Origin of the sequence: Psychrobacter sp. AOP31-B2-9 (assembly GCF_052378005.1) — a bacterium.
In the GTDB taxonomy this organism is placed as follows: domain Bacteria; phylum Pseudomonadota; class Gammaproteobacteria; order Pseudomonadales; family Moraxellaceae; genus Psychrobacter.
In genome coordinates, this window is record NZ_JBQSXG010000092.1 from 1 (window position 1) to 12,351 (window position 12,351).

Here is a 12,351-nt window from a genome sequence, read left to right on the forward strand (position 1 = left end):
ACTCAGGTGAAGTTTCTACGTCAAGGTTGGATGGAAAATGACTTATCTAAATTGTTTTATGATGTTTGTCCTAGCTATAACACTTTTGTTTTGAACTGACTATAAGTGCCTACGATATAGTTCGTAATGTTCATCAAGATTTATAGGATGTATCTTTATAACACCATCAAACTGCATTACAATTTCTAATTTTTTAGGTACTTCTAATTCGTTTTGCTTATTATCGAACAAAACAATATCTTCATCAAAAAAAGGACTTTCACCATTTATTTCTTCGTGACTAAATAAAGATACTTGCTTTATATCTCTACTTTTTTTAACAACTGCCGTTTTTACTATTGATAGAGTACCTTTATCCGTAGTCAAGGATATCTGATCAAAATCAAGCTCGGCAAAGTACATAAAATTAAGATTAAATATCGAATGTATAATTTTCAGACAGATTGTTTTTCCATATCCATTAGGTGCAGTTATAATTGTCATATCATCATTAAAATCTAAAGAATAGTTAAAGATGCCAAACATATCTTTGATTTCAAGTTTTTTTAAGAACATAGTTATTATTCCAAATGTTTATGAAATTATTAATCAACAAAACTCAAACTAACCTTATGATTATAAAGTATTGTAATCAACGTTTGAAGACTTTTATGAGTATAAAAAAGCCACCTAAAATTAGGTGGCTTTTTCGTAGCTAATTTAGAAACATTACAACGCTTTCAACTCTTCCATTTGCGCCGTCATCGCGGTCAACTGCCCTTCTAGCTCAGCCAGTTTCGCTTTCTCTGCTTCGACCACTTGTGCAGGTGCTTTGCTGACAAAGCCTTCATTACCTAGCTTACGCGCGATACCATCAGCTTGCTTTTGTAGCTTTTCATGCGCTTTATCCAGACGTGCCAGCTCAGCCGTAGGATCGATTAACCCTTTCATCGGTACGAGTACGCGTAGCTGACCGACCATACTTGATGATGATAGCGGTACTTCATCGCCCTCTTTGACGATGGCTAAGCTATCTACTTTAGCGAGCGCTTTAAACTGATTGGCAATGCGCGATAGGCGCTCATCTTCTGCTAGCGAGATATTCTGTAGCAGTACTGGTAAACGTACCGCATTACCCAGTTTCATCTCACCACGGATGTTACGGACGCTCGCGATTAGCTCCTGTAACCACGCCATATCCGCTTCTGTCTGCTCACTGATTTGGCTATCATCGGTCTGTGGATAGTCAGCGACCACGATGCTGTCGGTGTTTTTTCGACCCAGTAGCGGCGCGATGGTCTGCCAGATTTGCTCAGTCAGATACGGCATGATTGGATGAGTGAAGCGTAGTGCTGTCTCTAGCACATGCAGTAGCACATAGCGGATTTGCGCTTTACGCTCATCCGACACTGAGTCATCGTTTAGACTGGCTTTGGCTAGCTCAACGTACCAATCACAGTACTCATTCCAGATAAACTCATAGATATCTTGGCTGACCATATCGAGACGATACTGGGCGAAATGCTGATGGATATTGGCAATACTAGAGTTCAGACGACTCATGATCCATTTTTCTGGTAGCTCCCAAACATCAGGGTTGGCCGCTTGATCGATAGGCTTGGCACTGCCTTCGCCATCGACACAGTTCATCAGTACAAAACGACTGGCGTTCCAGATTTTATTACAGAAGTTACGATAGCCCTCGACACGCTTTAGATCAAAGTTGATATCGCGACCAGTACTGGCCAATGAGGTAAAGGTAAAGCGCAGTGCGTCGGTTCCATACGCTGGGATGCCTTCTGGGAACTCTTTACGCGTTTGCTTTTCGATTTTGGCCGCGTCTTTTGGATTCATCATATTGCTGGTGCGTTTGTCTACCAGCGCTTCTAGATCAATACCGTCGATTAGATCGATTGGATCTAAGACATTACCTTTTGATTTTGACATTTTTTGACCATTACCATCACGTACCAGACCATGCACATAGACGGTCTTAAACGGTACTTGCGGCGTGCCGTCTTCGTTTTTCACGAAGTGCATGGTCATCATGATCATGCGGGCGACCCAAAAGAAAATAATGTCAAAACCTGTCACGAGCACGCTGGTTGGATGGAAAGTGTCCATCACGCGCGGATCAGCGTTGACGTCTGCCCAGTCAAGCGTACTAAACGTCCACAGACCCGAGCTAAACCACGTATCGAGCACATCATCATCTTGGCGCAATACGGCATCGTCGCTGAGATTATACTTGCTACGTACTTCCACTTCGTCACGGGCCACATAGATTTCACCCGTCGCATCGTCATACCATGCAGGGATACGATGTCCCCACCAGAGCTGACGACTGATGCACCAGTCTTGTAGATCGGTCATCCATGCCATGTACATGTTTTTGTACTGCGCAGGGACGAACTCGATGCTGCCGTCTTCTACTGCGTCAATCGCAGGCTTGGCCAGCTCTTTGACCGCGACATACCACTGATCGGTCAACCATGGCTCAACGATCGTACCGCCACGCTCAGCACGTGGGGCTTTTAGGGCGTAGTCTTCGATGTCTTCTAGCCAGCCCTGCTCGCCTGCTTGCGCCACAAGGAACTTACGCGCAGCGAAACGCTCTAGCCCTGCATACTCGCTAGGCGTGGTCTCTAGCTCTGGCTCACGCGTTTGCAGATCAGGATAGACTTCCATCGCTGGTAGGATATTGGCGCGCTCATCCAAGATATTAATCAATGGCAAGTCATGACGACGACCCAATTCATAATCGTTAAAATCATGCGCTGGGGTGATTTTGACACAGCCCGTACCAAAGTCGCTCTCGACATAGTCATCAGCGACGATAGGTACGACACGACCAGTAATTGGTAAGGTAATGGTCTTGCCCACTAAGTGTGCATAACGCTCATCGCTAGGATTGACGGCGACAGCGGTATCACCTAATAAGGTTTCAGGACGCGTGGTCGCTACTACCAGATAGTTTTTGCCATCTTGAGTGGTTAGGTCTGCATCGGTGAAATGATAGCGGAAATGCCACAAGCTGCCTTTTTCGTCATGGTTCTCTACTTCTAAGTCAGACAGCGCAGTCTGGAACTTAGGATCCCAATTCACTAGACGCTTACCGCGATAAATAAGACCATCATCAAACAGACGAACGAACACTTCTTTTACCGCGTTGGATAGACCATCATCCATGGTAAAGCGCTCACGCGACCAGTCAACCGAGCTGCCCAAACGGCGAATTTGGCTGGTGATATTGCCGCCCGACTCTTCTTTCCACTCCCACACTTTATCGATGAAGTCTGCACGCGTCATATCACGGCGCTTCAAGCCTTGCGCTTCTAGGCGACGTTCAACAACCATTTGGGTGGCGATACCAGCGTGATCTGTACCCGGTTGCCACAGCGTATTGTCACCATCCATACGGTGATAACGCGTGAGTGCATCCATAATCGCATTGTTAAAGCCATGACCCATGTGCAGCGAGCCTGTAACGTTCGGCGGTGGTAGCGCGATAGAAAACGACTCGTCTTTATCAAATGTCGGCTGAAAATAGCCGCTCTCTTCCCAGCTTTGATACATGCCTGCTTCGACTTGTGCAGGATTATACGCATTCTCTAACTGGCTTAAGGCCGCTTGAATAGATGTGGTGAGGTTGTGGTTACTCATAATGGCATTATCTTTTATTGATTGAATGTGATCAAAATTAATTGGATTAAAGCTAATATAAAAATTAGGAAAATAATGAATAGAGTGATTTTAACGCAGATAGGCAGATTTTGTTAGATGCTAAGGTCATTTAAGCGTATAGCTCTTCGAAAATACACTCTATCTTTGGCTTATTATCTTTCACCCACTGCTTACAAAGTCGAAAAAACTCTTTTTCTAAGATCATTAGCGTCGATGGATCATTATAACCTTTGTAAACTTCTCCCATTTTTACGTTGCCATAAGCATCATCTAATTGATAAATCAAACCTTTAAACCCATCTACTGCTTGTAGATGACTACCCTCATCTAAAAACTCATAGAATTTATTATAAATATCTAACTGACTATCCTCAAAAATATGGTAATTTTCAGGCTGTTCAATAAATACATGAACGATGGCATAAGTATAAATCCACTTAGCCTGCTCTGTATTAATATCTGGAAAGCCTAAACCAGAAAGTGCTCTTTGAAGTGACTCTTTATTGCCTCTCGGATATATAGGGTCATCATCAATTATCGATAACATCTCATCATCGTAGTATTCGTTATCAAGTAAGTAATGAGCTTATTCGACAATTTGCTTATCGGATAATAAATCAAGCTTCAGAAGACTAGCCGTCACTACCATCTCGCTTTGCCAAGGGCTATATTTAGATAATGTTCTCATAATCTCTCACCGCTACATTATACCTCTTGCATAAGTCATCGCTAGTTCTTGCGGTTCTATTAGTGGAAGTCAATGAACTGGTACTTTTGCAAGAGGTCTACTAAAAAATAGATTTGACTAAGAGTCAGGATAAAGAATTAACAACAGCAATCAGCTGAATACTAAACATAATAGATTATAGTCCTGCTATAGAATAGATCAGATACTAAAATTATTCCCTCTTAACCAGTGAGCTTACCGTGCCCCAAGATACTGATAGTCATACTAATCATCAAAAAGACCCACAGAACTCATATGCAGATTATGAGGGTGTGGCTGATGACAGTCATAAAGCAGGAAAGCAAAAAGGTCAAAAAGAAAGCCGTCAAGACAGTCAGCAAAAAAGCAACCAAAAAGACTCTGAGGAAGACAGCGCCGATAGCAAAGCTAATGACAATACTAGTGCTAATGGCAACAACAAAGACAGTGACGATGCTGATAAAACAAAGACCACTGAAGACATAAAAGAGGATGATCTCCCAGAAGAAATCAGTGACGAAGACAAAGAAACCATCAAAAAAGTCGCCAATGACAATGATTCGAGTCATGCAAAAAGCTATGCCAGCATCCTAGTCGAGCAAGTCATGGACGCCAAAGAAACCTTTGAGCGCTCGCTTGGCTCACTCTTTACCAGTGCTTTTACCGCTGGGCTTGAAATTGGTATTAGCTTCTTTATGATTTTATCGGCTTTTGCGCTCCTCAGCGGAGTCATACCCAGTGAATACGCCATCGTACTCGCCTCATTACTTTACCCCATCGGCTTCATTATTGTGGTCATCGGTCAGTCGTTATTATTTACCGAGCAAACCTCCCTACTAAGCTTGCCAGTGCTCAACGGTATTGAACCCTTGAATAAATTGCTACGTTTATGGGGCATTGTCATCGCTGGTAATCTGGTTGGTGGTTGTTTATTTGCCGCATTGATGATTGGCCTCGGCTTAAACATGCAGCTGTTTAGTGCCAGCGACATTGACACTTATGCCGAGCATGTTTTAACGTTTGAGTGGTGGGTGATATTTGGCAGTTCAGTACTGGCTGGTTGGATGATGGGCGTTACCGCATGGCTAGTGACCTCAGCACGCGATACCCTTAGCCGAATTGTCTTAGTCACCATCATCACAGGCAGTATCGGGTTTTTAGGTTTACATCATAGTATCGTGGGCAACATCGAGGTGTTTTCTGCCTTACTGTATGGCAGTAGTGTCAGTCTTTGGCGTTACTTACTGTTTTTAGCGATAGTGCTGGTGGGCAATACGATCGGTGGCGTGGTGTTTGTCGCAGTGCTCAAAAACCGTACCTTCCTATTTGAAGTTGAAAAAGTAAAAGAGCAGACAGCTAACGCTAAAGCCAGAGTAAATGCACGTCATCGTTAAGCTTTATTCTTAGCCCAGCTGTGTTTTTAGCCCTGCTCTCCTCTATGTCTCATTGCCTGCTGCCACTTGTCGGCAATAATAAGAGAATGAGTTATGACGACTGCGAGTGCAAAACCCCATGACAAGCTTTAAAATATCAAGCCAGTTATGGGGTTCAGTCAATAAAGCGGTGACCGCAATTTACCAAACGCTTCATTAAAAGGCGGTTGCTTGAGTTCCAACTCAAACCTAAAAGTTCAGGTCTAGAAGCTCAATTTTAGAAGCTCAAGTTTAAAAACTTAAGCCCCAAACATAAAGCCCCGAAGTTAAAGCCTACGTGCTGCCATCACACTACGGTCTATCTCAATTTGCTTCGCCTTATTGTGTTGCGCGCTAAATACTCTCACCATAATACCTGCGGTTAAAAACATAATTAGCGTATAAATAGCTGGCGTCAGCGACATTTTATAATTGGCCAATAGTGTCAATGCCATAAACATCGAAAGCGTACTGTTCTGTAGGCCAACTTCCATAGTAATCGATCTTCTTTGTTCTGGATTCAGACCGAACCATTTACTGGTGTAATAACCAAGTGCCATCGTTGACACGTTTAATATCAATGATACAGGGCCAGTGGCTATTAAGGCCTCTACAATGATATCTTTTTGCACATAGCTCAAGAATAGAACCAAAAAGCTCAAAAATATCACGCCAAAACGAGAAACCAGAACCTGCGTTTTATCTGCCACACTGGGGGCATAACGTTTGATCAGCATACCAATACTAACAGGCAGGATAGTCAGTGCAATTAGGCTGACCATGGTCTTGACCACTGGTAATTGGAACTCACTACCAGCACCCATAAAGTACACGAGCGAAAAGCTGAGTACGATAGGAATACTAAATACCGTGACCACGCTTGAGATAGCTGTCATGGTCACCGAAAGCGCGACATCGCCTTTGGCCAAATAGGTAAATAGGTTTGATGTGGTGCCACCAGGGCACAGTACCAATAACATAACCCCAATTGCGTATTCAGGCTCTAGTGACATCAGGCTTGCCAAAGCAAAACCAATTAATGGTAAGAACAGCAACTGATTGGTGAGTCCTATCGCGACTGCTTTAGGGTATTTGACGACTCTTTTAAAGTCATTGGTGACTAAGGATAGACCCATTCCCATCATAATCAGAAAAATTCCAATGGGAATGACTTTTGAATTTACAAACGTGACTAACTCCACACCTTCCATAACTACATCCTTGTAGATAGAGCCCTTACATAGGCAGTTTTATGACAACTTTGTGATGCTTAATCAGCCAATCCTGCTGATATCTTGGGTAAAAGCCATCGACGTCATCAACGTTTTGTATGACAACATTACTCGACAGCATTCCATGCCATCTTTCATATATATTCAATAATCGTAATAGAGCGGTATCATAAAGTATATCGTTGTAAAGGCAGCTTTATCCATTTTATTCAACTACTCACCAGTCAGTATTCAAACGTAGGATATCCGCCATATAAAAGTACAGAAAAACTTTAGGGTATACCATTATTTATATTATTAGGCTTAGAACGAGTAGATTTGTCGCTAAGAAAAGAATCAATCACACCCGCCGCCATCGCTACCGCTGTCACCACAAGAATCATTGCTGCTATATCCGCTATGATTACTGTTACTGTTGTTGACGTCATCTCCAGAAGATGAGCTTGAAGTACGTTTTGAAAGCTTTGTACGACTAGACCAGAGCATCACTTTAAACACACCATAAAATATCAGTAGCCCAAAAACAATCTGTAAAAGTAGCAGGAAGCCCCAGAAGAAAAGTTCAAGCATAATATAGTCGACCCTCTATAATTTCTTGTTAGACAGTGATAGCAACGCAAGGATAACTAGGGCGTGTCCTCAATTCAAACGAGTGCCCTCTAAATGGGCTAAAAATAGCTAAATTTTGCCAAACATCGTCAAATATCTGGTTAATATCCCGATATTATCTGCGCTATTTTCCTCGTTTGACTGCAATTTATCTTATTTTGATCATCATTTTTAAAATGAGGACATACCCTAAGACAAGTGCTTATTTTGGGGATAAGAAAGAAGGTAAGATTAAGGATATATCTTAAATTGGCAGGACTTTAGTGACGGTCAGTACTGATGACTGCCGTACCATAGGCGATGGCTTCTACCATGCTACCCAGTTGATTGACATTAGTCACCTCAAGGCGCAGACCATAAATATGATTACAACCTTTGGCATTGGCCTCAGTACGCATCCGTACGATAGCCTCACGGCGGGCGCGATCTAATAACGTCTCGTAGGTGGTCAGATTTTTACCAAAGATACTTAAGACACGGGCGATAATCATTTTGAAGTAATCTTGACCGATCACCACACTACCTAGTACCAACTCACCCTGACTATCAGCCGCGATATTGGGACGATAAAAGCGTTCGCTTGATACAATAATATGACTCAGTGCTTGCTCGTCGATGCTCAACTGTGCCAAATGCTGACGCTCATGACGCGTGCCAAAAAACCAACCAGCTGCGAATAATAAAACAAACGGTGCATAGTTGATGAGAAATTGGGTAAGGGAATTGTTCATGGCACGTCTCTTATCATACAAAAGCATCACTGCTTTAAGATTCGGTCATCTAACCAAAAGGATTGAAACGTGGCAACTCATCAGTAGGTTCTGATGATGGGGTTTGCGTACTTGGGTGTTGACCTGAGTGATGCGATTGACCCGTTTGATAATGAGAATCGCTTGGCGGATTTTGAAATGACTGCTGCGGCATGGGTATCGCTTTGACAGCAGTACCATAAACAAATAGCTCAGAAGCTCCCTGTGCGATACTAGAGGTCGAAAAACGCAAACCAACGACTGCATCAGCACCCAAAGATTCTGCCTTGACAATCATGCGGTCTATCGCTTCTTGACGCGACTCTTCTAACAGCTCGGTATAAGCCGTCAACTCACCACCGACGATGTTTTTTAGTCCAGCAAACAAGTCTTTACCGACGTGCTTTGAGCGTACCGTACTGCCGTACACCACATCTAAACGCTCGGTGATTTGATAATTAGGTAAGTGTTCAAGGTTAGAGAGTTGCATAGTATCGTGACCTAATTAAAAAATCAGTAAATTTTCTGAGCGATATGACGACATAACGCATCTATATACATATTTTCATCTTCTTTTTCAGTATTACCTACATAGTTAAAGTTTCCTAATAATCCTGCATTCACAAAAAGCTCTTTTTCTTCATTTTGTTGTAGGATCTTGTCGTCACTAACAACTTGATAGCTATAGGCAATTTCGGGGCTGCCGATAGATTTTTTCATACCAAAGGCTTCACCCGAGTAAATTCTTCTATATTCTACATCTATATCTAAACCAGCATTTGCATTCGCCTGGTACTTGCCCTCTTTAGACAGCTCAGTAACTAAACAATTACTAACATACGTTTCAATATCAGCTTGGCTATAAAACACTGGATTGTCATATTTTTGCTTCAAGGTAACATTCACTGAGTCCACCTTCATCTTCGCTACACTTACATTACTCTTCGTGTTTAAAGAATATGTTGTAGTGCAACCGACCAAACTAACAAATCCCAAAATCGAACATAATAATAGCTTTTTCATAATTGGCCTGTGGCGTTTGGTGATATATCTAAAATTAATCATTGGTATGAAACAATAAGAAAAGCTCAGTCAAATTGCCTTCGATGCTATTGGCCATTTGTACCATTTTATCTTCGTCTTTACGCATCTCAGCGAGCTCTGGATCTTCATCATCGATACCGCTCAGTACAATCATTGGCAAGGTCAATACCGCCACGTCTTCTGCTGTTTCTTCATCTTCAAACCAATCACTGGCTTCCTCACCATACATCGCATCGACAAAACCGATTGACCAAGCAACGATATCTGACTCATCTGAAAAATCGACAGCCACCTCTTCGTCACCCGCATCTTCACCAAATGGCAGCTCGATAGGTGTCTCGTTTTTTAGCTCAGCCATGATAGAGTCACGCCAGCGTTTAATGCCATCGATGACATTTTCTGGTATTTCGCTAACATGACCTTCAAACAATGCATCCATCCAGTTAGGTAACGGACGCCCAATGACCGTCGCTGTCAAAAATCCATGCGCAGCGACACTGTCAAGTACAAACTGACTCTCTTGATTATCCAAGTAGTCTAGTAATTCATCAAAACTTAATTGGTTACTCATGGTGTAATTGTCCTTGAAAAGTAGATTGCTACAGTCGTCATAAATGATTGATTAAATGCAAGGTCACAGATTATTTAAAGATTATCTGAATAACACATTCAAAATAGGTTGATGACAACCATAAAATTGGGAAAACAGAAGATCAGTGAGTTAAGGCGTGTTCTCATTTTAGAGAGGATAATAAAAATGAGATAAATGGCAGTCAAACAAGGAAAATAGCGCAGATAGTATCGAAATGTCAGTCTAGTATCGAGATATCAGTTAGCTATTTGCTGCTGTTCGGCAATATGTAGCCATTTCAACCCATTTAGATGACTATCGATTGGGTTGAGGACACGCCCTAATAAAACCAGCTGATAATCTATTACTTCAACACTTTAGTCGACTGAAATGACATGACGTTTTCTCACTTTAGTCATAACATCACTCTAAAAATTAAAAGTCCTCATCATCCCAATCGTCGTCATCTTCATCAAAGTTATCTATGTCATCTAAATCGTCTTTTAACTCTTTGGCCAAACGTTTTTCTTCTAGTAGATTGTCGATTAGCCGACGCTTCTCAAGACTGCTTAAGCGCGTACGCACGCTAGTCTCAGCCTCTTCCACCATCTTTGCATCATCATCGTCGACAAATTCACCATCAAAATCGTCGTCAATATCAGCGTCACTCATGGCAAACTCCTATTGTTTTTAGCAAAGTTATTAAGAATACATTAATATATATATGCCTTATAAAGTCTCTACTGAACGTTGTCAATCCTTTTTATTACTTTCCTCTGCTAAGCCAAGATAACGATATAGTCAATATAACAGACAATCATCCATAAATTGGTGAAAATAGTTACCGCCAAACCTTTTCTATGAAATATGTGGCTCATCTTCACTTTCGATCATTAGGACTGAATTGCGGACGTCAGCTAATCGTTGAATCATCGAGTCATTACCACCATCGAATATGGCACACTCACGTTCATAAACGGTAGTTGGTCGCATGATACTTTGAACCTGCACATGATTACCGATTTGTTTGAGTCCAGCATTCGGGAGCAATATTAGCATTTGCTCTTTTTTGCCAACGCTGTGTAGTAGCTGCGTCATAGCATCACTTTGGGCGTCATCGCTGACACCCACTTTTGCAGGTAAAGCAAAGCGTGAAAGCTCAATATGCTTATCATGAATAATCTTGTTGAGCATTAAGTATAATTTACCAAGCATCACACCTGCCAACGCGACCTTAGCATGACTGTTATCTGCTTTTAACACCACACTCGCACCACCATCATCGAATTGTGGTTCATTCATTGCGCTGACACCTAGCAGCAACGGCTGCTTAAGTAACTCAGTCACCGCTTGGTTCAGTAGCTGCGTACATAATGCCAAATACGGCAAACGTTGAGCAGGTGCCAAGCGCTCAAGCATATTAAACTCATCATGAAAGACAATTTGCACTCTCACGCTATCAAGTGAGCGTGTAGCAGACAGGCGGGTGGCATTATGAGACTTATGAATCGTGTCATCAATATCACTGGTTTCTTCTTGTGTCGTGCTTTTCTCTACTTGCTCAGTAGCGGTGTTATCGACAGCACTAGCCATAGGTCCTGTCGCATCACTTTCCACACCTTGATTCTGTTGCGTTCTTAAATACTCATTTACTTCACTATGTACATTAAATTTACGAGCATTGGTTGTTGGTTTTTCTATTGGGTTTTCAACGGGACTGGCTGTTTCTTTATGTTCATTTACTTGGCTATCCACTGATCGGCTTTCGCGATTACGATTGCGCTGATTGATTTCTACATACTGATCGCGATGCAAATCTTGAATATCACGGCTGAGCGCATTGATTTGCTCTTTGGTTGGACGGGCAATATAGCCATAAATGAGCCAAAGTAGTAAATGCAGCAGCATAGTGCCAATGACAAACGGCCATTGCATGGCGATAATCTCGCCTTTACTAATATCCTTTAAGGTCAGAGCAACACTACCAATGACAGCATCACCATTCGTAGCAATTTGACGAATCGTCTCACCCTGCTGCATAGGGGCATTGCCAACTGGCACTAATACTTCATCTTTATTGTCAGTGATCAGTATCTTTGTTACGTCTTGCTCGCTGGTATAGCGATTGGCAATCACACTTAGGCTGACACGGTCTTTATTTTCTAAAGACAGCCTAGCTTCATCAATCAGCTGTGCAACCATCTGCTCGCCTTTTAACGCGCGACTTTTGCTCAACTGTTGATCAGTACTAATGACCAATAAGAGAGTCTGCAAACAAAAACTAACCAGAAGAATAATGGCAAACAACCCTTGCCGCGGCGCTAAATACGTCATGATATGTTAAACTTTTTTGGATAAAAGAAAT

The 12,351-nt window shown here is 42.2% G+C and carries 11 protein-coding genes; 1 reads left to right on the forward strand and 10 read right to left on the reverse strand.

Annotated elements, in window-relative coordinates:
- Nucleotides 1-99: 99 nt before the first annotated feature.
- The 3 genes from ACT3SX_RS10450 to ACT3SX_RS10460 form a co-directional block, all read right to left on the reverse strand.
- A complete protein-coding gene (locus ACT3SX_RS10450) occupies nucleotides 100-555 on the reverse strand; it encodes a hypothetical protein (protein ID WP_442062591.1) in 456 nt (151 codons plus the stop codon).
- Between the two features lie 153 nt (nucleotides 556-708).
- A complete protein-coding gene (locus tag ACT3SX_RS10455; protein WP_192519741.1) occupies nucleotides 709-3,642 on the reverse strand; it encodes a valine--tRNA ligase in 2,934 nt (977 codons plus the stop codon).
- Between the two features lie 130 nt (nucleotides 3,643-3,772).
- Entirely contained in the window at nucleotides 3,773-4,210 is a 438-nt protein-coding gene (locus ACT3SX_RS10460; RefSeq protein WP_192519740.1) for a hypothetical protein, read from the reverse strand.
- 380 nt (nucleotides 4,211-4,590) lie between these two features.
- Between ACT3SX_RS10460 and ACT3SX_RS10465 the strand changes: the two genes are divergently transcribed.
- Nucleotides 4,591-5,763, forward strand: coding sequence for a formate/nitrite transporter family protein (locus tag ACT3SX_RS10465; protein ID WP_318779535.1), 1,173 nt, complete (start codon nucleotides 4,591-4,593; stop codon nucleotides 5,761-5,763).
- 305 nt (nucleotides 5,764-6,068) lie between these two features.
- On the opposite strand, the gene ACT3SX_RS10470 is transcribed toward ACT3SX_RS10465, so the two are convergent.
- The 7 genes from ACT3SX_RS10470 to ACT3SX_RS10500 form a co-directional block, all read right to left on the reverse strand.
- Nucleotides 6,069-6,992 (reverse strand): bile acid:sodium symporter family protein, encoded by a 924-nt coding sequence (locus ACT3SX_RS10470; RefSeq protein WP_192519739.1) that lies wholly within the window; start codon nucleotides 6,990-6,992, stop codon nucleotides 6,069-6,071.
- 890 nt (nucleotides 6,993-7,882) lie between these two features.
- Nucleotides 7,883-8,353, reverse strand: a complete 471-nt coding sequence (locus ACT3SX_RS10475) for a YbjQ family protein (protein WP_192519738.1) — start codon at nucleotides 8,351-8,353, stop codon at nucleotides 7,883-7,885.
- Nucleotides 8,354-8,402: 49 nt separating this feature from the next.
- Nucleotides 8,403-8,861 (reverse strand): YbjQ family protein, encoded by a 459-nt coding sequence (locus tag ACT3SX_RS10480; protein ID WP_192519737.1) that lies wholly within the window; start codon nucleotides 8,859-8,861, stop codon nucleotides 8,403-8,405.
- Between the two features lie 23 nt (nucleotides 8,862-8,884).
- On the reverse strand, nucleotides 8,885-9,394 hold the full coding sequence (locus tag ACT3SX_RS10485; protein WP_192519736.1) for a hypothetical protein: 510 nt from the start codon (nucleotides 9,392-9,394) through the stop codon (nucleotides 8,885-8,887).
- A 34-nt stretch (nucleotides 9,395-9,428) separates the two neighbouring features.
- Nucleotides 9,429-9,986 (reverse strand): UPF0149 family protein, encoded by a 558-nt coding sequence (locus ACT3SX_RS10490; RefSeq protein ID WP_192519735.1) that lies wholly within the window; start codon nucleotides 9,984-9,986, stop codon nucleotides 9,429-9,431.
- A 435-nt stretch (nucleotides 9,987-10,421) separates the two neighbouring features.
- Nucleotides 10,422-10,658: a PA3496 family putative envelope integrity protein gene (locus ACT3SX_RS10495; RefSeq protein ID WP_192519734.1), complete on the reverse strand. Its 237-nt coding sequence runs from the start codon at nucleotides 10,656-10,658 to the stop codon at nucleotides 10,422-10,424.
- A 186-nt stretch (nucleotides 10,659-10,844) separates the two neighbouring features.
- Nucleotides 10,845-12,320 (reverse strand): hypothetical protein, encoded by a 1,476-nt coding sequence (locus ACT3SX_RS10500; protein WP_192519733.1) that lies wholly within the window; start codon nucleotides 12,318-12,320, stop codon nucleotides 10,845-10,847.
- Nucleotides 12,321-12,351 lie beyond the last annotated feature (31 nt).

What these genes read in the sequence shown, in the direction of transcription:
- ACT3SX_RS10450 (WP_442062591.1), bottom strand. Translation starts at nt 555, where the DNA reads ATGTTCTTAAAAAAACTTGAAATCAAAGATATGTTTGGCATCTTTAAC.
- ACT3SX_RS10455 (WP_192519741.1), bottom strand. Translation starts at nt 3,642, where the DNA reads ATGAGTAACCACAACCTCACCACATCTATTCAAGCGGCCTTAAGCCAG.
- ACT3SX_RS10460 (WP_192519740.1), bottom strand. Translation starts at nt 4,210, where the DNA reads ATGTTATCGATAATTGATGATGACCCTATATATCCGAGAGGCAATAAA.
- ACT3SX_RS10470 (WP_192519739.1), bottom strand. Translation starts at nt 6,992, where the DNA reads ATGGAAGGTGTGGAGTTAGTCACGTTTGTAAATTCAAAAGTCATTCCC.
- ACT3SX_RS10475 (WP_192519738.1), bottom strand. Translation starts at nt 8,353, where the DNA reads ATGAACAATTCCCTTACCCAATTTCTCATCAACTATGCACCGTTTGTT.
- ACT3SX_RS10480 (WP_192519737.1), bottom strand. Translation starts at nt 8,861, where the DNA reads ATGCAACTCTCTAACCTTGAACACTTACCTAATTATCAAATCACCGAG.
- ACT3SX_RS10485 (WP_192519736.1), bottom strand. Translation starts at nt 9,394, where the DNA reads ATGAAAAAGCTATTATTATGTTCGATTTTGGGATTTGTTAGTTTGGTC.
- ACT3SX_RS10490 (WP_192519735.1), bottom strand. Translation starts at nt 9,986, where the DNA reads ATGAGTAACCAATTAAGTTTTGATGAATTACTAGACTACTTGGATAAT.
- ACT3SX_RS10495 (WP_192519734.1), bottom strand. Translation starts at nt 10,658, where the DNA reads ATGAGTGACGCTGATATTGACGACGATTTTGATGGTGAATTTGTCGAC.
- ACT3SX_RS10500 (WP_192519733.1), bottom strand. Translation starts at nt 12,320, where the DNA reads ATGACGTATTTAGCGCCGCGGCAAGGGTTGTTTGCCATTATTCTTCTG.